This is a genomic window from Geodermatophilus sp. SYSU D00779, assembly GCF_054050595.1.
Genome location: NZ_JBJGZQ010000026.1, coordinates 48015 through 68783, shown reverse-complemented (window position 1 = coordinate 68783; position 20769 = coordinate 48015). Strand labels below are relative to the sequence as shown.

Genomic DNA, 20769 nt, shown 5'->3' with positions numbered 1-20769 from the left:
CCCGACCGGCCCTCCTCGAGTTGATCATGGGGTTGTCGCCCGTCGACACCCCGGGAGGCGGCGTTTCCCGCGGCAACGACCCCATGATCACCGGGGAGGGAGGGGCGGGCGCGGTCACGTGGAGCGTGCGATCCCGTTCCGTCCGGGTCACGGACAGGCAACGATCACCGCCCCGACCTGCGAGCCGGGACGCTCCGGGCCAGGGTCGGGCACAGACCGCGACAGTCGAGCCGCCGGAGGTCCCCCGTGCGCAGCAACCGACTCCTGCCCCTGCTCGCCGCCGGTGCCCTGGTGCTCGGCGCCTGCGGCGGTGGCGGGGAGAGCGTCGACACCGGAGCCGGCGGAGGCGGGAGCGGCGGTGGGGGCAACACGCTCGTCGCGGCGGTGTCCGCCCAGCCCGACCAGTTCGACCCGCACGTCACCACGGCGTACCCGAGCTTCCAGGTCCTGGAGAACGTCTACGACACCCTCGTGGTCCCGAACGCCGAGGACCTCACGATGGAGCCGAGCCTGGCCGAGAGCTGGGAGACCAGCGAGGACCAGCTGACCTGGACGTTCACGCTGCGGGACGGCGTGACCTTCCACGACGGCAGCACGTTCGACTCGGCCGACGTCGTCTACTCCTACCGGCGGATCATCGACGAGCAGCTGAGCAACTCCACCCGCTTCCAGAACGTCGCCGCGGTCGAGGCGCCCGACCCGCGGACCCTGGTGATCCGGCTCAGCCAGCCGACGCCGAACCTGCTGGAGCGGATCGGCGCCTTCAAGGGGATGGCGATCCTGCCGGAGAACGCCGCGGAGGACCTCGACCTCACCACCGAGGCCAACGGCACCGGGCCCTTCCGGTTGGAGAGCTCCGACGCCAGCGGCACCGTGCTGACCGCCTACGAGGACCACTGGGGCGGGGCGCCGAGCGTCGAGGGGGTCGAGTTCCGCTACATCACCGAGCCGGCGGCGGCGCTGACCGCCCTGCAGAACGGCGAGGTGCAGTGGACCGACAACGTCCCGCCGCAGCAGATCGAGTCGCTGCAGGGCGACGACACCGTCGAGCTCCAGACGACGCCCAGCGTCGACTACTGGTACCTCTCCATGAACTACGCGCGCGCACCGTTCGACAACCGCGACGTGCGGCGCGCGATCTCCTTCGCCGTCGACCGCCAGGCGGTGGCCGAGGCGGCGCGGTTCGGGGCGGCCCAGCCCAACCAGACGGCGATCCCCGAGGACAGCTTCTTCTACTTCGACTACGCCCCGTTCCAGCCCGATCCCGACCAGGCCCGCCAGCTGCTGCAGCAGGCCGGCGTCCAGACGCCGCTGACCATGGGGCTGATGGTCACCGACCAGTTCCCGGAGACGGTCACCGCCGCGCAGGTGATCGCCAGCCAGCTCGAGCCGATCGGGATCACCGTGGAGATCGAGACCCTGGACCTCGCGACCTGGCTGGATCGGCAGGGCGCGGGCGACTTCGACGCCTTCATGCTGGGCTGGCTGGGCAACCTCGACCCGGCGGCCTACTACCAGGAGCAGCACCAGACCGACGGGCCGAACAACTACCAGGGCTACAGCAACCCGCAGGTCGACCAGCTGCTGCAGGCCGGGGCGACGGAGACCGACCAGGACGCCCGCAAGCGGATCTACGACCAGGCCGCGCAGATCATCGTCGACGACGTCTCCTACCTGTACCTCTACAACCCCGACGTGGTGCAGGCGTGGGCGCCCGGCCTGGCGGGCTACCAGATCCGGGCGGACAAGGCGATCAACTTCGAGTCCGTGGAGCTGCCCTGACCGGTCACCTCCTCCGCCGGGTCGGCCAGTCCCTCGTCGTCCTGGTGGGGGTGAGCGTCATCGTGTTCGGCCTGGTCCAGCTGGTGCCGGGCGACCCGATCCGGCTGGCCCTCGGCACGCGTTTCGACCAGGAGACCTACGACGCGCTCCTCGCACGGTCCGGCCTGGACCAGCCGCTGGTCACGCAGTACCTCGGCTGGGCCGGCCGGGCCCTCACCGGGGACCTCGGGGTGAGCTTCCGCAGCGGCGAGACGGTCACCTCGCTGATCGCCGAGCGGCTCCCCCCGACGCTCACCCTGGCGTTCGCCTCGATCCTGGTGGCGCTGCTCATCGCCGTCCCGCTGGGCACCCTGTCGGCGCTGCGGCCCCGGTCGGTCGTCGACCGGGTCGCCACGGTGCTCAGCCAGATCGGCATCTCCGTGCCGGAGTTCTGGATGGCGATCGTGCTCATCCTGGTCTTCGCCGGGACGCTGGGCTGGCTGCCCTCGGGCGGCTACGTCCCGCTCACGCAGGACCCGGGCGGCTGGGCCCAGCGGCTGCTGATGCCGGCGGTGGTCACCGGGGTCGTGTCCGGCTCGGTGATCACCCGGTTCGTGCGCTCCAGCGTCCTCGAGGCCCTCGGTGCCGACCACGTCCGGACGGCGCAGGCCAAGGGGCTGCCGGCGCGGCAGGTCTTCACCTGGCACGTGCTGCGCAACGCGCTGCTGCCCCTGGTCACCGTCACCGGCGTGCAGCTGGCCTACCTGCTGTCGGGAGTGGTGGTGGTGGAGATCGTCTTCTCCTGGCCGGGGCTCGGTCAGCTCGCCCTGCAGGCGGTCCAGTCCCGGGACTACCCGGTCCTCCAGGGGGCGATCCTGCTGTTCGCCGTGGTGTTCCTGCTGATCAACCTGGTGGTGGACCTGCTCTACACCGCCATCGACCCGCGGATCCGGCGATGACCCTCCAGCCGAGTCCTGCTGCGGTGACCCTCCAGCCGAGTCCTGCTGCGGCGACGCACAGCGGAGGCCTGCTGCCATGACCGGCGCACCGCTGCCCGAGCCGGCAGCTCCGCACACCGCGCCCGGGCCCGGCGCCGCCCCGCCGGCCACCGACGCCGGCGTCCCCTCAACGGCCCGGCCTCCGCGGCCGCGCTGGCGGCAGACGCTGGGCCTGCTCGCCCGCAACCCCACCGCAGCGGTCGCGGCGACGGTCCTGCTGCTCATCGTCCTCATGGCCCTGTTCGACGAGAGCCTGGCGCCCAGCGGCCCCAACGAGATCGCGGTCCAGGACCGGCTGCAGCCGCCGAGCCCGGCGCACCCGTTCGGCACCGACGACCTCGGCCGGGACATCCTCAGCCGGGTGGTCCTGGGGGCGGCCGTCTCGCTGCGGGTGGGGTTCCTCGCGGTCGCCTTCGCACTGGTCGTCGGTGCCCTCATCGGCCTGCTGGCCGGCTACTACGGCCGCTGGGTGGACGACGTCCTGATGCGGTTCATGGACATCCTGTTCGCCTTCCCCGCGGTGCTGCTGGCGATCGCGGTGCTCGCCGTCCGCGGTCCCGGGGCCGGCAACACCGCGCTGGCCATCGGCATCGTCTACATCCCCGTCTTCGCCCGGGTGACCCGCGCCAGCGTGCTCGGCGTCCGGGAGGAGGTGTACGTGCGGGCGTCGCGGTCGGTGGGGGCGTCGGACCTCCGGCTGCTCACCCGGCACGTGCTGCCCAACGCGGCGCCGCCGATCATCGTGCAGACCTCGATCAGCCTGGCCTTCGCCGTGCTGGCCGAGGCGGCGCTGTCCTTCCTCGGGTTGGGCACCCAGCCGCCGAACCCGTCGTGGGGGCTCATGCTGGCCGAGGGGCGCGGCTTCATCGACCTGGCCTGGTGGCTGGCCTTCTTCCCGGGGATGGCGATCTTCCTGACCGTGCTCTGCTTCAACCTGCTCGGCGACGGGCTGCGGGACGTCCTCGACCCCCGCCAGCGCACGCTGATGGCCGGGAGCGGCAGATGAGCGGCTCTGCCGTTCCGCCGCCTCCGCCGGGCAGGAGCGAACCACTGCAGCAGGTGGGCGCGCCGCTGCTGGAGGTCGAGGACCTCCGGGTGCGGCTGCGCACGCCGCGCGGTCCGGCCGAGGTCGTCAACGGGCTGAGCTACACCGTCGGGCGCGGCGAGACCGTCGCGGTGGTGGGGGAGTCCGGCAGCGGCAAGAGCGTCTCGGTCCTGGCCCTGCTCGGGCTGCTGCCGGCCCGCGTGGCCACGGTGACCGGCTCCGCGCGGCTGGACGGCGAGGACCTGCTCACCATGTCCCCCGAGCGGCTGCGCGAGGTGCGCGGCCCCGGCGTCGGCATGGTCTTCCAGGACCCGATGACCTCGCTCAACCCGGTCCTGACGATCGGTCGGCAACTGGTCGAGGGGATCCGCGCCCACGGCGAGGTGTCCAAGGCCGAGGCGCGGGAGCGGGCGGCCGGGCTGCTGGCGGAGGTGGGGCTGCCCGACCCGCAGCGCGCGCTGGACCGCTACCCGCACGAGCTCTCCGGGGGCATGCGCCAGCGGGTGGTCATCGCGATCGCCCTCGCCAACAACCCCTCGCTGCTCATCGCCGACGAGGCGACCACGGCGCTGGACGTGACCGTGCAGGCGCAGATCCTCGACCTGGTGGCGGGGCTGCAGAGCGAGCACGGCACCGGGGTCATCTGGATCACCCACGACCTCGGCGTCGTCGCCGGGATCGCCGACCGGGTGCTGGTCATGTACGGCGGGCGCTGCGTGGAGGACGGCACGGTGGACGACGTCCTCGAGCGGCCGGCGCACCCGTACACGCGCGGACTGCTCGGCGCGCTGCCCGACCTCGCCTCGGCGGACGACGGCGAGCTGGCGACCGTGCCGGGGGTGCCGCCCGCGTCCACCGACCTGCCGCCGGGCTGCGTGTTCTGGCCGCGCTGCCCGGTGCGGTCGGACCCGCGCTGTGCGACCGAGCAGCCGCCGCTGGCGGTGGTGGGCGCGTCCGGCGGGGCCCTGCCGCACCGGGCGGCGACGTGGTGTGAGGAGGCCTGATGGCCGACCGGAGGGTGACGGGCGAGCGAGCATCGCAGGGAGCGCCAGCGACCGAGGAGCGCAACGAGGCCGGAACCCGACCCATGGACGACGTGCTGGTCTCCGCGCGGGGGCTGGAGGTGCACTTCCCGGTCCGCTCCGGCAGCCCGCTGCGGCGGACGACCGGCGTGCTGCGCGCGGTCGACGGCGTGGACCTCGACATCCGGCGCGGCGAGACGCTCGGGCTGGTCGGCGAGTCCGGCTGCGGCAAGTCGACGCTGGGCAACGCGCTGCTGCGGCTGGTGGAGCCGACCGGCGGGACGGTCACCTTCGACGGCACCGACGTCACCGGCCTCGACCGCCGGGCGATGCGGGCGCTGCGCCGGCGCGCCGGGATGGTCTTCCAGGACCCGTTCGCCTCGCTGGACCCGCGGCGGACCGTGCGGCAGACGGTGTCCGAGCCGCTGGAGGTGCACGGCCTGCGGTCGGGACGGCGGGAGCGCGCCGAGCGGGTCGCCGAGCTGCTGGAGCTGGTCGGCCTGGACCCGGCGGTGGCCGACCGCTACCCGCACGAGTTCTCCGGCGGGCAGCGGCAGCGGGTCGGCATCGCCCGCGCGCTGGCCGGCGAGCCGGACTTCCTGGTCTGCGACGAGGCGATCGCCTCGCTGGACGTCAGCGTCCAGGCCCAGGTGCTCAACCTGCTGCGCCGGCTGCAGCGGCGGCTCGGGCTCACGCTGCTGTTCATCTCGCACGACCTGTCCGCCGTCCGGCACGTCTCCGACCGGATCGCGGTGATGTACCTCGGGCGGGTCGTCGAGGTGGGGCCGGCGGCGGCGGTCGGCTCGGACCCGAAGATGCCCTACACGCAGGCGCTGCTGTCGGCGGTGCCCGTGCCGCACCCGTCGCTGGAGCGGACCCGGCAGCGGATCGTGCTGCGCGGCGACGTCCCCTCTCCGGCGAACGTGCCCAGCGGCTGCCGGTTCCGCACCCGCTGCCCGTACGCCTTCGAGCCGTGTCCCGACGTCGACCCGGCGCTGCAGCCGGTCGGCGCGCCGGGGCAGCTCGCCGCCTGCCACCTGCACGGCGTCGTCGGCCGCCCGGTCGAGCGCGAGGAGGCCGTTCCCGCGCCCGCCGACTGACCGGCGTCGTCCACCCGTCCGGCCGCCACCGTCCCGCCCGGCTCCTCGATCACGCGCCGCCGGGGACCCCTCTTCGAGTCGATCATGGGGTTGTTGCTCGACCGCACGTCGCGTCGAGCGTGTCCCGCAGCAACAACCCCATGATCACGGCGGAGGGGCCACGAGCGCAGGGCCGGGGGAGCGAAGGGGTGGGGACGTCGGCATGAGCTCGCCGCCGGCGGTGCCACGATCGCGCGGTGAGCACGGTGACGCTGCGGCCGATGACCGAGGCGGAGTTCGCGCGGTTCCGGCAGGCCACGGCGCGGGCCTTCGCCGACGAACTGGTCGCGACCAGCGGCTGGTCGCCCGAGGAGGCCCTCGAGCGGGCCCTGCAGGGCAGCGCCGAGCTGCTGCCCCAGGGGACGGCGACGCCGGGGATGCTGCTGTTCACCGCCCTCCGGGACGACGGGACGCCGGTCGGCCGCCTGTGGCTCGGGCTCACCCATCCCCGCGGCGTCCCGGACTGCGCCTTCGTCTACGACATCGAGGTCGCCGAGGCGCACCGCGGCGGCGGGCTCGGGCGGGCGCTGCTGGCGGCGGGGGAGGACGTCGTCCGTGCCCACGGCGTCGCAGCGGTCGAGCTCAACGTCTTCGGGGACAACGCCCGGGCCATCGGGCTGTACACGTCCTCCGGCTACCGGGTCGTCAGCCAGCAGATGCGCAAGGACCTCGGCGGCTGACCCCCTGACCGGCTCGGACGAGGACCCGTTGTGCCAGGCTGGCCCGATGGTGGGGGTTGAGCAGAGGAGCGGCCGGCGCACCCAGGCAGTGCAGACCTACGCCGGCCACTCGGTGCACGCCGCGCCGGGTGTGCACGAGTACGCCGTCGAGCTGGCGCGGGCGGCGCTGCCGGACGGCGGCCGGGTGCTCGAGGTGGGCGCCGGCTGCGGTGCGCTCGCGGTGCGGCTGCGCGAGGCCGGCTTCGACGTCGTCCCCACCGACCTGGACCCGCCGCACGACTGGATCCACCGGCTCGACCTGGACGACCCACAGTGGACCGACCAGACCCGCGGCCCGTTCGACATGGTGGTGTGCGTCGAGACGCTCGAGCACGTGGAGAACCCGCGGCAGGTGCTCCGCTCCATCCGCTCGCTGCTGCGGCCCGGCGACAAGCTGCTGGTCAGCACGCCGAACGTCACGCACCCGCACTCGCGGCTGAAGATGTTCCTCCGCGGCGCGCCGTTCATCTTCGGCCCCCGGCACTACCACGAGCCCGGGCACATCACGATCCTCCCGGACTGGATGCTGACCGAGCACGTCCGGCTGGCCGGCTTCGGCGACATCCAGGTCACCCGCGGTGGCGACACCTTCTACACCGGCCTGACCCGCGCGGCCTACCGCGTCGAGATGGCCCTGCTCGCGCTCCTCGGGCTGCGGCGGCGCGCGCAGCACGGCGAGGGCATCTGCACGTTCGTCACCGCCGTCGCGGTCTGACACGCCGGCGGCGCGCGCCGCCGTCCGGCGGTCACCGACCGCCCCGGGACCGGCGTCACGCTCGAACCGGTCGACAAGTGGGTGCGAGCTGGGGCGGGTCACCGTGGTCCCTGGGGCGATTGGCAACGATTCGGCGTCGCAGGCGTCGGGGCACGTCGCGCGCGTCCCGGGGAAACGCGCTGCGAGACCTATGGTTTCCGCACCGCCGTCCGCACCGTCGACGGCGCACGGGAACCGTCGCCCTTCCCCGGTGGCGGCCCGTTGGCGGGGGAGGTTGGTGACCGGTGAGCATCGTGGGCACCCGGTTCAGCGAGGTGGTCCTGGGCGGCGTCGTCCGCCAGGGCTGGTGGCTCGTCGTCGAGGAGGAGGACGGCCCCGGGTTCGTCGTCGCCGGCCCGTTCGGGGACCGCGACGAGGCCGTGTGGGCCCTCGACGACCTCGAGGACGCCCCGGCCGACGCCCACCCCGTGTACGGCGTCCGCCGGGCCGACGGCCTGCTGCGCCGCCGTTCCTCCCCGCAGGACCGGGCCTGGTGGTCGTTCCTCGGCGAGCAGGTCGACCGGCTGCCGGCGGGCTGGGACGCCGACATGGACGACGAGCACCCGCTGCCCGGTCTGGTCCTCGAGGTGGTCGCGGTGCTGGCCGAGGCGGGGCTGTTCCTCCACGACCCCTCGATGGCCGAGGGTGAGCTCGGTGGCGTGTGCCTGACCCCCGAGGCGGCCCTGGACGGCGTCGTCGTGAGCTGGCGGCAGCACGACCGGATGAGCCTGGACCAGCTGCACGGCGCCGCTGCCGACGCGCTGGTGCAGCAGGTGATGAACCGGGCGCTGGCGGAGGTGCTCTCGGTGCGCGGCTTCGCGGTGGAGCCGCTCGGTGGAGCGTGCGTCGTGCGTGCGGGGGAGCTCGCCGCCTAGCCCTCCCGGACCACCACGGACGGCGTGCGGCGCGGACCGGTCCGTACCACCCGTCACCAATCGATCACGAGACATGGACACGTGTGACACCGGTCACCTAACGTCAGGGCGGGTTGTCGAAGAGTGACCCCGGTGGTTCCCCACCGGTGGTCGGCGACCCTGCTCCGACAACGGGAGACGGTCCTTGAAGAAGAGAGCTCTTCCCCTCGTCGTGGGTGCCGCGCTGGTCGTGGCGCTCCCCTCGACCGCCAACGCGGCACCCCCACCGCAGGACCCCGACGGGGGTCCCGCCCGAGCGCACGACCTGCCCCACCCGCTCGGCGACAAGCAGCGCGAGCTGCGCGAGCAGGCCCTCGAGGAGGTCCTGCGGGGCGACGCCACGCCACGCGGGGACAACGAGGTCGTCGAGGTCGCCAAGGGCCAGTACGTGGAGCTGGCCCAGGAGGACAGCGACGCCATCTGGACCGTCCTCGGCGAGTTCAGCGACCTGCCGCACAACCGGATCCCGCAGCCGGACCGGACGGTGGACAACACCACGATCTGGACGTCGGACTTCTCGCAGCCCTACTTCGACCAGCTGCTCTACAGCTCCGAGGCCGGGGTCGACTCGGTCGCGAACTTCTACGAGGAGCTGTCCTCCGGCCGCTACACGGTGACCGGCGAGGTCGAGGACTGGGTGCGGGTCCCCGGGAACGGCGCCCTGTACGGCGGGGGTGAGGACGGCCGCAAGCCCTGGGCCTTCGTCAACGACTCCGTCAACGCCTGGTACCAGACGCAGCTCGACGCCGGGAGGTCGGCCGCGGAGATCGACGGGTACCTGTCGCAGTTCGACGTCTGGGACCGCTACGACCACGACGGCGACGGGGACTTCGACGAGGCCGACGGCTACATCGACCACTTCCAGGCCGTGCACGCAGGTCAGGGCGAGGAGGTCGGCGGCGGGGCGCTCGGGGCGGACGCCATCTGGTCGCACCGCTGGTACAACCAGACCACCCGCGTCGGTGACGGCGGCCCGACCCTCGCCGACGGCACCGAGAACAGGCTCGGCGGCACGCGGGTCGGCGGGTCGAGGTACTGGATCGGTGACTACACCATCGAGCCGGAGAACGGCGGCGTCGGTGTGTTCGCGCACGAGTTCGGCCACGACCTCGGCCTGCCCGACCTCTACGACACGTCCGGCAACAGCGGTGGTGCCGAGAACAGCACCGGCTTCTGGACGCTGATGTCCTCCGGCTCCTACGGCAGCAGCGGTGAACCCGCCGACGGGATCGGCACCAGGCCCATCCACATGGGCGCGTGGGAGAAGCTGCAGCTGGGCTGGCTCGAGTACGAGGTCGTCGCGCCGGGCGCCCGGGCCAACACCAAGCTCGGCCCGTCGGCCGCGACCACCAGGCAGACGCAGGCGCTGGTCGTCGTCCTGCCCGACCGCGAGGTCACCACGGACATCGGCGACCCCTTCGAGGGCGAGGACTTCTGGTACTCGGGCTCGGGGAACGACCTGGACAACACGATGCTGACCCCGCTGGCCGCCGGCGCGACGACGCTGACCGCCCAGGTCAGGTACCAGATCGAGCAGGACTGGGACTACGCCTACGCCGTCTACTCGACCGACGGCGGCGCCACCCTCACCTCGCTGCCGACGAACCTGTCGACGACGACCGACCCCAACGGCCAGAACTCGGGCTTCGGCATCACCGGCAGCTCCGGCGGGGAGTGGGTGGGCCTCAGCGCCGACCTGACCGGCGTCCCGGCCGGGGCGCTCGTCGGCTTCCGGTACTGGACCGACGGCGCCACCGTCGAGCCGGGTCTGCAGGTGGACGCCGTCGCCATCGACGGCGCCCCGGTGACGGACTGGACCCTCGACGGGTTCACCACCACCACGGGGACGACGACCGAGTCGTTCTTCAACGCCTACATCGCCGAGAACCGGACCTACACCGGGTACGACGCCGGCCTGCGCACCGGCCCGTACAACTTCGGCGACCCGACGCGCCCCGCCTGGGCCGAGCGGCTGCCCTACCAGGACGGCCTGCTGATCAGCTACTGGAACACCCAGTACGCCGACAACAACGTCGGTGCCCACCCGGGGGCCGGGCTGGTCCTGCCGGTCGACGCGCACTCCCGGCTGCTGTACGAGCCGACGGACGACGAGGGCACCGACCGGAGCGACGGCGAGAGCTGGCGGCCGCGGATCCAGTCCCACGACTCGACCTTCGGGCGGCAGCCGACGGACCGGATCACCCTGCACGACCCGGACACCGGGGCGGCCGGCAGCTACGGCGGGCTGCCCGCCGTGCCGACCTTCGACGACACGCAGGACTGGTACGTGGCGCCGGGTGAGCAGCCCGACGCCGACGGCTGGACCGGCGTGGACGTCCCGAGGACGGGCACCCGGATCACCGTGGTGAGCACGAGCGCGCAGGACGGCTTCATGCAGGTGCGGGTGAACTGACCCGCAGCACCGCAGGGCGGCCCCCCGGCGCTCGCCGGGAGGCCGCCCTGCGTGACCCCGTGATCGACACGGAGCGGTCGCGTCCCGACCGCGCACGTCCGGCTAGCGTGGCGCCGTGGCCGCCACCCCGTTCCGCCCGCCCTGGTTCGGCAACCGCGGCGTGCAGGTGCTGGCCGCCGGTGCGCTCGCCTACAGCCTGGTGCAGGTGGTGGTGCAGCTCGTCGACGCCGCGTGGGGTGAGGCGTTCCTCTACACCGCCTGGAGCGTCCTGTTCGGCTACGTGCTGGTCGAGTCGCTCCGCTTCCGCCGGGAGCAGGACGCCGCCCGGGACGAGCCTGCGGATCGGGGCGACTGACCCGCGGCCCGGCGTGGACGGGGCTCGGGCGCTGCCGGCGAGGGGATAGCCTCGACCCGCCAGGAGGGCTCGCCTAGTGGCCGATGGCGGCGGTCTTGAAAACCGCTATGGGGTGACACCCATCGTGGGTTCGAATCCCACGCCCTCCGCTCCTGCTCAGCTGCGGATGAGCAGCTCGCCGCCGTCCACGCGGAACTCGCGGTGCAGCTCGCGGAGGACCGCCAGGCCGTCGACGTCGACGGCGCCCACGCCGCGGAGGTCGAGCACGACGCGGGCGTGGCCGGCGTCGCGGAGCCGGTCGGCCGTGCCCCGCACCAGGTCCGCGCCGCTCGAGGTCAGGTGGCCGCTCACCGTGATCAGTCCTGCCCGCCGGTCGACGACCTCGCTCAGCACCCCGGTCACGTGTCCTCCTCGCTGGCGCTCGTCGGCCACGTGTCCGGCGGTGCCGGGCCCCTGCGTGACCTCGCGAGCTCGGTCACGCGGCCGCCAGCGCGGGTTCGGCGGCCAGGACCCGCCACAGGCCGGTGCGGCGCAGCAGCTCCTCGGTGCGGGGGTCGGCGCCGCGCAGCACCACCGCGCCACCGCGGGCCCGGCAGATGCGGTGCGCCGACACCAGGACGGCGACGACGGCGTCCGGCAGGTGCTGCACCCGGGTGAGGTCGACCACCAGCGAGCGGGCCCCGGCGTGCAGCGTGCCGAGCAGCGCCCAGCGGACGTCGGCCAGGCCGCCGGCGAGCAGCCGGTCGTCGAGGTGCACCGTGCCGGTGTCGACCCGGCTCGGTGCGGGTGCCGTCGTCATCGCCGTCCTCCTCGTGGTGACTGATGGCTATCCTGCGCGCACGGTCTGACAGTTCCCTGGGCCTGACGTGCGAGTCCGCTGCCGCTCGCGTCACCCGCGCGGGGGAGGCCCGCTGGAGCCGCACCGCCGGGACGACGATGGAGGGGGCATGGGTTTCGCCGACTCGCTGCGTGCGCGGGAGCCACGCGCCTCGGCGCACTCGATCGTCCTGATCATGGGCGTCTCCACCGTCGTCCTGGCGCTGCTCACGACGTTCGGGCCGAACTCGGTCAGCAGCGCGACGCGGGCCGCCTCCTGGGCGGGGGTCGCCGCGCTCGCCGCGACGATCGTGCTGTGCGTCCTCGTCCCGGCCGAGCAGCTGGACCGCAGGGGCGCCTTCCCCCTCATCGGCGTGGGCGGCGTGCTGCTGACCTGCGTGCTGAACGTGCTGACCGTCGATCCCTCCGCCGGTGGCCAGGCGTTCCTCGCCTTCCCGGTGCTCTGGGCGGCGTCGCACCTGCGCTGGGCCGCTGTCGCCCTGGTGACGGGGGCGGCCGTGGTGGGCAACGCAGTCACCCAGCTGCTGCTCCAGCCCGTCGAGCCGGCCATGCACGACCAGCTCGTCATCGGGACCGTGCTCGTCGTGGCGTCGGTGATCCTGGTCCGGACCGCCTCGACGCAGGACCGCCTGGTCGCGGCGCTGCAGCAGCAGGCCGACGTCGACCCGCTCACCGGACTGGTCACCCGGCGGGTGCTGGACGACGCCCTGAGCGGAGCCCTCGAGCGGGACCCGACGGGCACCGGGACGGCGCTGGTGCTGCTGGACGTCGACTCGTTCAAGCAGATCAACGACGCGCACGGCCACCCCGTGGGGGACGACGCGCTGGTCCACCTCTCCGGCCTGGTCCGGCGCCAGGTGCGGGCCGGGGACGCCGTGGTCGGCCGCCTCGGCGGTGACGAGCTCGCGCTGCTGCTGCCCGGCTGTACCGCCGGGACCGCGGCCCGGCGCGCCCGGGAGCTGGTCGAGACGGTGCGGGCCTCGCCGTTGCCGCGCGCCGACGGCGACGCGCTGCCGCTGTCGATCAGCGTGGGGGTCGCCCACGCGCCGCTGCACGCCGCCTCCGTGCGCGAGCTCTACGCCGCCGCCGACGCGGCGCTGTACCAGGCCAAGCGGGCCGGCCGCGACCGCGTCGAGGTCGCCGTCAGTCCCGTCCCCGGACCAGCCGACGGGCTGCCGCGGCAACGGTCCGCCCCGTGAGCCGCCCCTCGGACAGGCCGAGGGCCACCACGTCGTCGAAGACCCGCTGATCGGCGCCGGCCGCGCGGACGGCGGCGTCCATCAGCCGCGGCCAGCGGGAGAGCTCGGAGGCGAGCCGGGTGGCGCGCAGGTGCGCGCCGAGCCGCCGCCGCAGCGCCTCCCGGTACCGGGCGCCCGCGCCGGCTCCCGCGGACCACGCCGCACCCGCCAGCGCGCCGGAGAGGACGGCGTAGAAGATGCCCTCCCCGGTCAGCGGGTTGACCAGCGACGCGGCGTCGCCGGCCAGCAGCACCCGGCCGTCGGGCAGCCGCGGCCGGCCGGTGGACAGCGGCAGCCGGTGCGCGCGCAGTCCCTCCGGTGCCACGCCCGGCAGCAGCCGGTGCAGCCCCTCGACCAGCGCCGCGCGGGTGGCGCCGCCGGACACCAGCTCGCCGTAACCGACGTTGGCCCGCCCGTCGCCGAGCGGGAAGGACCAGGCGTAGGCCGGCCACCGCTGCTCGGTGGTCACCAGCACCTGGGTGGCGTCCTGGCCGGGCAGCGCGGGCGCGTAGCCGCGGATGGCCACGGCCAGCCGGTCCGGGCGGTGGGACCCCAGCCCGAGCGCCCGGCGGACGACGGACTCCGCGCCGTCCGCCCCGACGAGCACGCCCGCCCGCACGGTGCCGTCGACGGTCACGCCGTCCGCGTCGGCCGCCAGGGTGCGCACGGTGGACCGGCGGAATGCCGCTCCGGCCGCCCGTGCCGCCGCCAGCAGCCGGGCGTCGAACACCTCCCGGGGGACGACGGACGACGGCCGGTGCGTGTCGCGCTCGACGACGGCCCCGCCCGGCGAGCGCAGCGAGAGCCGGGGGACCGGCGGGTACCCGGCGGTCACCGCGGCGGGGTCGACGCCCAGACCGGCCAGGACGTCGAGCGCCTCGGGGGCCACGCCGTCGCCGCACACCTTGTCGCGGGGGAAGTCGGCGCGGTCGAGCACCAGCACCGAGGCACCGCTGCGCCGGGCGGCCAGCGCCGCGGCCGACCCGGCCGGGCCGCCGCCCACGACGACGACGTCCCAGCGCTGCACCGGCCCGACGCTACGGCCCCCCGCGGGGGTCGACCCGGTCACGGCGGGGTCGGTGCCCACTTCCGGGCCGGGTGCTCGTAGCGTTCGACGAAGGCCAGCAGCTCCGGCACACCTGTGACCACGCCGAGCGCGTCCAGCCGGCGGCCGTCGAGGTAGCCGTCGTCCACCATGCGGCGGAGCTGGGCCAGCAGCGGCTGCCAGAAGCCGTCGACGTCCACCAGGACGGCCGGCTTGGCGTGCAGGCCGAGCATCCCCCAGGTCCAGGCCTCGAACAGCTCCTCCAGCGTGCCGGCCGCGCCGGGCAGGGCGACGAAGGCGTCGGCGAGCTCGGCCATGCGCGCCTTGCGCTCGTGCATGGAGACGACCACCTCCAGCTGCGGCAGCCCGGGGTGCGCGAGCTCGTCGTCCACCAGGTGCTGGGGGATGACGCCGACGACGTCGCCGCCGGCGGCCAGGGCGGCGTCGGCGACCACACCCATCAGCCCGGCGCGCCCGCCGCCGTAGACGATGCCGACGCCCGTGCGGGCGAGCCCGGCGGCGAACTCGGCAACGGCGGACCGGTGGGACGGCGGCCCGCTCTGGGACCCGGTGAAGACGGCGACGCGCACGACGCCGAGCCTGTCACGGCGGCGCCGGCACCCCGGACGGGGTTCACTGGGAGCGTGTTCTCTCCGACCGACGGCTGGGTGACCTGCGCGCTCGGCCACCGGCACTGGGGCCGGGTCGGTGCGGCCGGGCTGCTCGTGCACCGCGCCGGCGTCGACGGGCCGGAGCTGCTCCTGCAGCACCGGGCCGTCTGGTCGCACCACGGCGGCACGTGGGGGACGCCCGGCGGCGCGCTGCACGCCGGGGAGTCCCCGGAGCACGGCGCCCTCCGGGAGGTGCGCGAGGAGCTGGGTCTGCTGCCGGGCGACCTGGAGCTCGGTCCGTCCTCGGTCGACGACCACGGCGGCTGGTCGTACACGACCGTGCTGGCCCGCCCGCTGCGCGACATCGAGCCGCGCGACCTGGAGCTGGACGGCGAGAGCGACGGCGTGGCCTGGATCGCGCTCGGCGACCTGGTGTCGGTGCCGCTGCACCCGGGCTTCGAGGCGTCGCTGTACCGCCTGCACGACCTGCTCTCGGCCTGAACGAGGACCCCGTCCTCCCACGCCTCGCAGGCTCGGGGCGGTGCCCTGGACGGGGCCACCGCGCCGGCGGTCAGGCCGGGGTCACCGTCGCGGTGAGCGCGCGGTGGTCGCCGACCGGCAGCACGGTGGTCGCGCCGTCGCTCCCGCGCAGCCCGTCCCCGACGGCCAGCAGGTGGTCCAGCTGGGCCCGGGGAGCGGATGCCGGGTAGCTCGGCGCGCGCACGAGCGGGACCGCCCGCAGCAGCCGGGCCGGCAGCGTGCCGGGCAGGTTGAGGTCGCCGGCCAGCACCACCGGGCCGGGCATCCCGGCGATCCACCGGCGCAGCCGGAGCAGCTGCCGCACGGCGGTGTGCGGGGCGAACGACAGGTGCGTGGCGACGACGGTCAGCGAGCCCAGCCGGGCGGCCACGGCGGCCCGCGGTTCGTCGGGGAACCACCACCAGCGCACCCGACCGGTGCGCGGGTCGGGGCCCTGCACGGGCAGCCGAGCCCGGCCGGAGCCCAGGTCCAGCACCGACCACTCGAGCACCGGCAGCCGGCTGAGCAGCGCGATCCCGTAGAGCGGGCCGTCCGCCGGGGTGTGCGGGCCACGCAGCACCGGACCGGCCGGGGACCAGCTGCGGAAGGGGTCCGGGGTGCCGGTCACCGTGGCCGCGGCCCGCCAGTCCGCCGCGCCGAGCCCGGCGGCCAGGGCGGCGGCCTGGTCGACGCGCTGGGAGCGGGGCTGCCCGGCGTCGACCTCCTGCACGGCGAGCACGTCGACGTCCAGGCCGGCGACCGCCTTCTCCAGGCCCGCGGCGTCGAGGACCGGGCCGCCCGGGCTGCGGCCCGAGGCCACGTTCACGGTGCCGACTCGCACGGCGGGCTCCCCGGACACCCCGGCGACGCTACCCGCGGCAGGGTGCGGGGCCGGTGCCGTTCCCGTCGAGGTGCCGCTGCGTACAGAGGCACCTACCCCGTGCACGTCCCGTCCTCGACGCTGAGGGAGCCGGCCGGTGTCCTCCCGCCCGCGCCACCTCGCCGCCGGCACCCCCGGCTGCCGCCGCGACGCCGAGCCCGGTCGAGGTCGCTCCCGGCGGCGCACCGGCGGTGGGCGTGCCGGCGGCGGGCGACCCCGCACCCGGCGTCCCCGGGGCGGCCGACCCGGCGGCGTCAGGTGGGACCGTCCCCGTGGGCGACCGCCCGGCCGCCGTCCCGCCCGGTGGCGCGTCGGCCGGCGGCCCCGGCGAGCGGTGCCCCGGCGCCCCAGCCGCCGGCGCGGACGTGTGGTCGGGGCCTCCTGCCGTGACCGGCCGGGCCCGGGCTAGGTTCGGCCCATGACCGCGCGCGACGACGTCTCCGAGATCTTCGACAGCGCGGCGTGGCAGCCGGTCGAGGGCCTCGACCTCGCCGACATCACCTACCACCGGGCCGTGGACGCCGGGGTCGTGCGCATCGCCTTCGACCGGCCCGAGGTCCGCAACGCGTTCCGTCCGCAGACCGTCGACGAGCTGATCACCGCGCTCGAGCACGCCCGGCTGTCCACCGACGTGGGCTGCGTGCTCCTCACCGGCAACGGGCCGAGCCCCAAGGACGGCGGCTGGGCGTTCTGCTCCGGCGGCGACCAGCGCGTCCGCGGCAGGTACGGCTACGAGCACGACAAGGGCCGCTCGAGCGGCCGGCTGCACGTCCTCGAGGCGCAGCGGCTGATCCGGTTCATGCCCAAGGTCGTCATCTGCGTCGTCCCCGGGTGGGCCGCCGGCGGCGGGCACAGCCTGCACGTCGTCTCGGACCTGACGCTGGCCAGCGCCGAGCACGCCCGGTTCAAGCAGACCGACGCCGACGTCGGCAGCTTCGACGGCGGCTTCGGCTCAGCCTACCTCGCCCGGCAGGTCGGCCAGAAGTACGCCCGCGAGATCTTCTTCCTCGGCGACGAGTACTCCGCCGAGGACGCGCACCGCATGGGCATGGTCAACCGCGTCGTCCCGCACGCCGAGCTGGAGCGGACCGCGCTGGACTGGGGACGGCGGATCGTCGCCAAGAGCCCGACCGCGCAGCGGATGCTGAAGTACTCGTTCAACCTCATCGACGACGGGCTGGTCGGCCAGCAGCTGTTCGCCGGCGAGACGACGCGGCTGGCCTACATGGCCGAGGAGGCCGTCGAGGGGCGGGACGCGTTCCTCGAGAAGCGGGACCCGGACTTCAGCCGCTTCCCCTGGCATGTGTGAGCATCGCGCTGTGCGCCAACGGTTCCGCCGTCGCGGCCCCCTTCCGGGCCGGCCCCGTCCAGAGGCTCGCCGCGAGCCTGCGAGCGGTGAGGAGGGCGGGGTCCTTCTACGAGGGCTGGGGAGAAGGGGGTCCTTCTGGTGATCGTCGAGGTGGTGGGCGGCGCCGACGAGCGGCCCGAGGTGCGGGTGGTCGACGTCGACGACCTGACCGCGGTGTACCTGGCCCTCGGCGCGGTGACCGACGAGGAGGCCGACCAGGCGCTGCGGGACGCCGGCCTCGGCCGGCTGGAGGACGCGCAGACCGGCGTGCTGGAGGTCGCGGCGCTGCGGGCGACGGCCGAGTCGCAGGCGGGCGGCGGCGACTGGGCGCAGCGGTGGGACGGCGTGGTCGCGGAGGCGGCGGACGCGGGTCGCCTGGTGGACGACGGGGCCGGTCTGCAGGTCCGGGTCGAGAGCGCCGCGGGCGCCTGACGCGCAGGGCGACGGGGTCGGGGACCCGGGTCCTTTCCGGAACGTGGATCGCCGAAAAAGTCCGAAACTCTCCGGTGTCCTCGTTGTGACGGTTCCAATTGCGCGCCACCATGACCCCGTGAACCGGATCCCCCTGGTCCCGGCATGAGCGGCACCCCGGGGCGCCCGCTGAGCGCCGAGCTGTCCGAGCAGCTGCTCTCCGTCGCGGTCGACATCCTGGCCGACGAGGGCTGGGGCAAGCTCAACAGCGACCGCGTCGCTGCCCGCGCCCATGCCGGCAAGGCAGGCATCTACCGGCGCTGGCCCACCATGGCCGCGATGGCACGCTCGGCGGTGGGGCGCTTCACGCTCGTCCGGGTGCCGCCGGACCAGGGCTCGCTCCGCGACGACCTCGCCGCGCTCGTCGACCGGTGGCGCCGGCCCCTGGACCGCGAGGAGCGGGCGGCGGCCAGCCTGGTGGGCGCGGCCCGTCACGAGGAGGACCTGCGCGCCGGGCTGGAAGCCGCGCTGGTCCGCCCGCTCGCCGCGGCCGTGCAGGTCATCGGTGCCCGGGAGGCCGAGCGGGGGCAGGAGGTCCCCGCCGCGCGGCTGGCGCTGCTGTCCTCGGTGATCGAGGCGTTCTGGTGGCAGCGCTACACCTCCGCCCACGGCCCCATGAGCCGCGAGGAGGTGCAGCACGTGCTGGACGACGTGCTGCTGCCGGTGGTGGCCCCCGACGAGGAGCGGGCTCCCGTCTGAGGTCAGCCGGTGGGCCGCAGTCCCTTGCTCGCCGGTGGGGACATCGCCGTGCCCAGCCCGCTGAACACCTGGTCGGCGATCGAGCAGGCCCGGGTGACGCCCTGCTCGGTGTCACCGAGCAGGGCACCCGCCGGGCCGCTGAGCAGCTGGCGGTGCTGGACGATCAGCGTGCGGACGGCGGCCAGCCAGACCGCGGCGGTCACCGAGGCGGCCGTGTGGACGTCCTCCGGGACCGCAGGGGCGCCGCCCTCGGTCGCCCAGACCTCGTGGAGCGCGTCACCGAGCCGGGCGGTCGCCTCGTGGTGCAGCTCGCGTTCGCGGGCACGCAGTGAGGGGGAGGCCTCCAGCGTGGCGTCGAACAGCCGGCCCTCGGAGGTCGTGAGCTGCCGGACGTGCAGGGCGACCCGGTCGACGAGGTAGGCGTGCAGGGCGTCGAGGGGGGCGGTGCCCACCGGACGGGACCGCACCGCCTCGGCCGCGCCGTCCACCCACGGCGTGTGCCCGTCGAAGAAGAGGTCCTCCTTCGTCGGGAAGTGGTTGAAGACGGTCTGGACGGCGACGTCCGCCGCGGCGGCGATGTCCGCGATGGTGACAGCCTCGAAGCCGCGCTCGGCGAACAGCCGCTGCGCGGTCTCCCGGATCAGTGTCCGGGTCTGCGCCTTCTTCCGGGCGCGCCGGTCCATGACCTCACTCACGGTGTCAGATTAACTCCGCCTCGTACATGCCTCGGTGTGCTCCCCTCACGGGCCATTGTGCGCTCGGACCGCCCGGCCAGCACGGCTCCTCCCTCCGCTGTCACCCGGATGGGCAGATCGACCACCTCGAGGGCGGCGGGACGTCGGCCACGGGAGTGTGCCGGCGGACCGACGTGTCGTCGTCCGCGGCCCCGAGCCGCGTGACCGGCGGGACCGGTGCGGACGACACCATGCTCCCACGGCGTCCCGGGCCGGCGCGTCGCACGCGGCGCGCACGTCGGTCGCGCGGCCGACCTGCGGTTGCGCGCTCGGCGGGAGGGGCAGGACCCCGCCATGGGCGCACCGAGCACCGGCACCCCCGTCCGCGTCGGACTCGTCGGAGCCGGGGGTGTCGGAGCCCGCCACGCGCGGACGCTGGCCGGCCTCCCCGACGTGGAGCTGGTCGGCGTGACCGACGCCGCCCCCGGTGCCGCCGGTGCGCTCGCCGGCGAGCTGGGCGTGCCGGTCGTCGAGGACGTCGACCGGCTGCTCGCCCAGCGGCTGGACGGCGTCTGGCTGTGCGTGCCGCCCTTCGCCCACGGCGAGCTGGAGCTGGCCGCCGTCGGTGCGGGCGTCCCCTTCTTCGTGGAGAAGCCGCTGGCCACGGGGATCGCCGTCGCCGAGGAGGTGGCGCGGGCCGTGGCCGGGGCCGGGCTGCCCACCGCGACCGGCTACCACTGGCGTCACCTGGACACGGTCGCCGCCGCCCGCGCGGTCTGCGCCGCGCACCGGCCCCGGCTGGTCGCCGCGACCTGGTGGGACGGGGTGCCGCCGCCGGCCTGGTGGTCGCGGCGGGAGCGCTCCGGCGGGCAGGTGGTCGAGCAGCTCACCCACGTGCTGGACCTGGCCCGCCTGCTGGCCGGTGAGGTGGCCGAGGTCCGCGCCACGGCCGCGCCGTCCACCGCGGAGGGTCGCGACGTCGACGACGCGACCGCCGCGCTGCTCGCGTTCGAGTCCGGCGCCGTCGGCACGGTGACCGCCGCCTGCTCGCTGCCGGGCAAGCTGGCCGCGGGCCTCGGCGTGGTGTGCGACGGCGCGGCGGTCGAGCTCACCGAGACCTCGCTGACCGTCACCACCGCCGACGGCGCGCAGCGCAGCGAGCCGCGGGTCGACGGGCGCACCGCGGTCGACCGGGCGTTCGTCGACGTGCTGGCCGGCGGTGCGGCGGCGCAGGGACTGGTCGACTACGCCGAGGCGCTGCGCACCCACCGGGTCGCGGTGGCGATCGCCGAGTCGGCCCGCACCGGGGAGGCCGTCCGGCCCTGAC

At 74.9% G+C, this 20769-nt stretch carries 22 protein-coding genes and 1 tRNA gene; 17 read left to right on the top strand and 6 right to left on the bottom strand.

The window, feature by feature from the left end; all coding sequences use genetic code 11:
* Positions 1–246: 246 nt before the first annotated feature.
* The 11 genes from ACI79G_RS19405 (at position 247) to ACI79G_RS19355 (ending at position 11269) form a co-directional block, all read left to right on the top strand.
* Complete coding sequence (locus ACI79G_RS19405; RefSeq protein WP_456882734.1) at positions 247–1782, top strand: ABC transporter substrate-binding protein; 1536 nt, start codon at positions 247–249, stop codon at positions 1780–1782.
* Entirely contained in the window at positions 1779–2720 is a 942-nt protein-coding gene (locus ACI79G_RS19400; RefSeq protein ID WP_456882749.1) for an ABC transporter permease, read from the top strand. The genes ACI79G_RS19405 and ACI79G_RS19400 overlap by 4 nt, the downstream gene beginning before the upstream one ends.
* A gap of 76 nt (positions 2721–2796) precedes the next feature.
* A complete protein-coding gene (locus ACI79G_RS19395; RefSeq protein ID WP_456882733.1) occupies positions 2797–3765 on the top strand; it encodes an ABC transporter permease in 969 nt (322 codons plus the stop codon).
* Positions 3762–4808 carry an ABC transporter ATP-binding protein gene (locus ACI79G_RS19390; protein ID WP_456882732.1) on the top strand — a complete coding sequence of 349 codons (1047 nt, stop codon included), beginning with the start codon at positions 3762–3764 and terminating at the stop codon, positions 4806–4808. The genes ACI79G_RS19395 and ACI79G_RS19390 overlap by 4 nt, the downstream gene beginning before the upstream one ends.
* 83 nt (positions 4809–4891) lie before the next feature.
* Positions 4892–5926 carry an ABC transporter ATP-binding protein gene (locus ACI79G_RS19385; protein ID WP_456882731.1) on the top strand — a complete coding sequence of 345 codons (1035 nt, stop codon included), beginning with the start codon at positions 4892–4894 and terminating at the stop codon, positions 5924–5926.
* A gap of 236 nt (positions 5927–6162) precedes the next feature.
* Positions 6163–6645, top strand: a complete 483-nt coding sequence (locus ACI79G_RS19380) for an N-acetyltransferase family protein (protein ID WP_456882730.1) — start codon at positions 6163–6165, stop codon at positions 6643–6645.
* Between the two features lie 46 nt (positions 6646–6691).
* A complete protein-coding gene (locus ACI79G_RS19375; protein WP_091223157.1) occupies positions 6692–7399 on the top strand; it encodes a class I SAM-dependent methyltransferase in 708 nt (235 codons plus the stop codon).
* A 284-nt stretch (positions 7400–7683) separates the two neighbouring features.
* A complete protein-coding gene (locus tag ACI79G_RS19370) occupies positions 7684–8313 on the top strand; it encodes a hypothetical protein (RefSeq protein ID WP_456882729.1) in 630 nt (209 codons plus the stop codon).
* 184 nt (positions 8314–8497) lie between these two features.
* Complete coding sequence (locus tag ACI79G_RS19365; RefSeq protein WP_456882728.1) at positions 8498–10765, top strand: immune inhibitor A domain-containing protein; 2268 nt, start codon at positions 8498–8500, stop codon at positions 10763–10765.
* A 115-nt stretch (positions 10766–10880) separates the two neighbouring features.
* Complete coding sequence (locus tag ACI79G_RS19360) at positions 10881–11120, top strand: hypothetical protein (protein ID WP_456882727.1); 240 nt, start codon at positions 10881–10883, stop codon at positions 11118–11120.
* Between the two features lie 62 nt (positions 11121–11182).
* Positions 11183–11269, top strand: a tRNA-Ser gene (locus tag ACI79G_RS19355).
* 7 nt (positions 11270–11276) lie between these two features.
* On the opposite strand, the gene ACI79G_RS19350 is transcribed toward ACI79G_RS19355, so the two are convergent.
* Both ACI79G_RS19350 and ACI79G_RS19345 read right to left on the bottom strand, forming a co-directional pair.
* A complete protein-coding gene (locus tag ACI79G_RS19350; RefSeq protein WP_456882726.1) occupies positions 11277–11522 on the bottom strand; it encodes an STAS domain-containing protein in 246 nt (81 codons plus the stop codon).
* A 73-nt stretch (positions 11523–11595) separates the two neighbouring features.
* Positions 11596–11919: an STAS domain-containing protein gene (locus ACI79G_RS19345; protein ID WP_456882725.1), complete on the bottom strand. Its 324-nt coding sequence runs from the start codon at positions 11917–11919 to the stop codon at positions 11596–11598.
* A gap of 148 nt (positions 11920–12067) precedes the next feature.
* Between ACI79G_RS19345 and ACI79G_RS19340 the strand changes: the two genes are divergently transcribed.
* On the top strand, positions 12068–13156 hold the full coding sequence (locus ACI79G_RS19340; protein ID WP_456882724.1) for a GGDEF domain-containing protein: 1089 nt from the start codon (positions 12068–12070) through the stop codon (positions 13154–13156).
* Here ACI79G_RS19340 and ACI79G_RS19335 read toward each other — a convergent pair.
* Positions 13101–14222, bottom strand: a complete 1122-nt coding sequence (locus ACI79G_RS19335) for an NAD(P)/FAD-dependent oxidoreductase (protein WP_456882723.1) — start codon at positions 14220–14222, stop codon at positions 13101–13103. The two genes, ACI79G_RS19340 and ACI79G_RS19335, sit on opposite strands and share 56 nt — an antisense overlap.
* Positions 14223–14260: 38 nt before the next feature.
* A complete protein-coding gene (locus ACI79G_RS19330; RefSeq protein ID WP_456882722.1) occupies positions 14261–14830 on the bottom strand; it encodes an LOG family protein in 570 nt (189 codons plus the stop codon).
* Between the two features lie 54 nt (positions 14831–14884).
* Here ACI79G_RS19330 and ACI79G_RS19325 point away from each other — a divergent pair, with 54 nt between their 5' ends.
* Positions 14885–15352 (top strand): NUDIX domain-containing protein, encoded by a 468-nt coding sequence (locus ACI79G_RS19325; protein WP_456882721.1) that lies wholly within the window; start codon positions 14885–14887, stop codon positions 15350–15352.
* Positions 15353–15422: 70 nt separating this feature from the next.
* Here the strand turns inward: ACI79G_RS19325 and ACI79G_RS19320 are convergent, their stop codons facing one another.
* On the bottom strand, positions 15423–16211 hold the full coding sequence (locus tag ACI79G_RS19320; RefSeq protein WP_456882720.1) for an endonuclease/exonuclease/phosphatase family protein: 789 nt from the start codon (positions 16209–16211) through the stop codon (positions 15423–15425).
* Between the two features lie 457 nt (positions 16212–16668).
* Between ACI79G_RS19320 and ACI79G_RS19315 the strand changes: the two genes are divergently transcribed.
* The 3 genes from ACI79G_RS19315 (at position 16669) to ACI79G_RS19305 (ending at position 18768) form a co-directional block, all read left to right on the top strand.
* Positions 16669–17559, top strand: a complete 891-nt coding sequence (locus ACI79G_RS19315; protein ID WP_456882719.1) for a 1,4-dihydroxy-2-naphthoyl-CoA synthase — start codon at positions 16669–16671, stop codon at positions 17557–17559.
* 138 nt (positions 17560–17697) lie between these two features.
* Positions 17698–18030 (top strand): hypothetical protein, encoded by a 333-nt coding sequence (locus ACI79G_RS19310; RefSeq protein WP_456882718.1) that lies wholly within the window; start codon positions 17698–17700, stop codon positions 18028–18030.
* 144 nt (positions 18031–18174) lie between these two features.
* Complete coding sequence (locus ACI79G_RS19305; RefSeq protein WP_456882717.1) at positions 18175–18768, top strand: TetR-like C-terminal domain-containing protein; 594 nt, start codon at positions 18175–18177, stop codon at positions 18766–18768.
* 2 nt (positions 18769–18770) lie between these two features.
* Here ACI79G_RS19305 and ACI79G_RS19300 read toward each other — a convergent pair whose 3' ends face one another.
* Positions 18771–19463, bottom strand: a complete 693-nt coding sequence (locus ACI79G_RS19300; protein WP_456882716.1) for a TetR/AcrR family transcriptional regulator — start codon at positions 19461–19463, stop codon at positions 18771–18773.
* Between the two features lie 333 nt (positions 19464–19796).
* On the opposite strand from ACI79G_RS19300, the gene ACI79G_RS19295 reads away from it, so the two are divergent.
* Positions 19797–20768, top strand: a complete 972-nt coding sequence (locus tag ACI79G_RS19295) for a Gfo/Idh/MocA family protein (RefSeq protein WP_456882715.1) — start codon at positions 19797–19799, stop codon at positions 20766–20768.
* The last annotated feature ends 1 nt before the right edge of the window (position 20769 follow it).

Bases quoted from the DNA above. Each gene is read 5' to 3' on its own strand.
- ACI79G_RS19385 (WP_456882731.1), top strand. From the start codon at position 4,892: ATGGACGACGTGCTGGTCTCCGCGCGGGGGCTGGAGGTGCACTTCCCG.
- ACI79G_RS19375 (WP_091223157.1), top strand. From the start codon at position 6,692: ATGGTGGGGGTTGAGCAGAGGAGCGGCCGGCGCACCCAGGCAGTGCAG.
- ACI79G_RS19315 (WP_456882719.1), top strand. From the start codon at position 16,669: ATGACCGCGCGCGACGACGTCTCCGAGATCTTCGACAGCGCGGCGTGG.
- ACI79G_RS19305 (WP_456882717.1), top strand. From the start codon at position 18,175: ATGAGCGGCACCCCGGGGCGCCCGCTGAGCGCCGAGCTGTCCGAGCAG.
- ACI79G_RS19395 (WP_456882733.1), top strand. From the start codon at position 2,797: ATGACCGGCGCACCGCTGCCCGAGCCGGCAGCTCCGCACACCGCGCCC.
- ACI79G_RS19340 (WP_456882724.1), top strand. From the start codon at position 12,068: ATGGGTTTCGCCGACTCGCTGCGTGCGCGGGAGCCACGCGCCTCGGCG.
- ACI79G_RS19295 (WP_456882715.1), top strand. From the start codon at position 19,797: ATGGGCGCACCGAGCACCGGCACCCCCGTCCGCGTCGGACTCGTCGGA.
- ACI79G_RS19345 (WP_456882725.1), bottom strand. From the start codon at position 11,919: ATGACGACGGCACCCGCACCGAGCCGGGTCGACACCGGCACGGTGCAC.
- ACI79G_RS19390 (WP_456882732.1), top strand. From the start codon at position 3,762: ATGAGCGGCTCTGCCGTTCCGCCGCCTCCGCCGGGCAGGAGCGAACCA.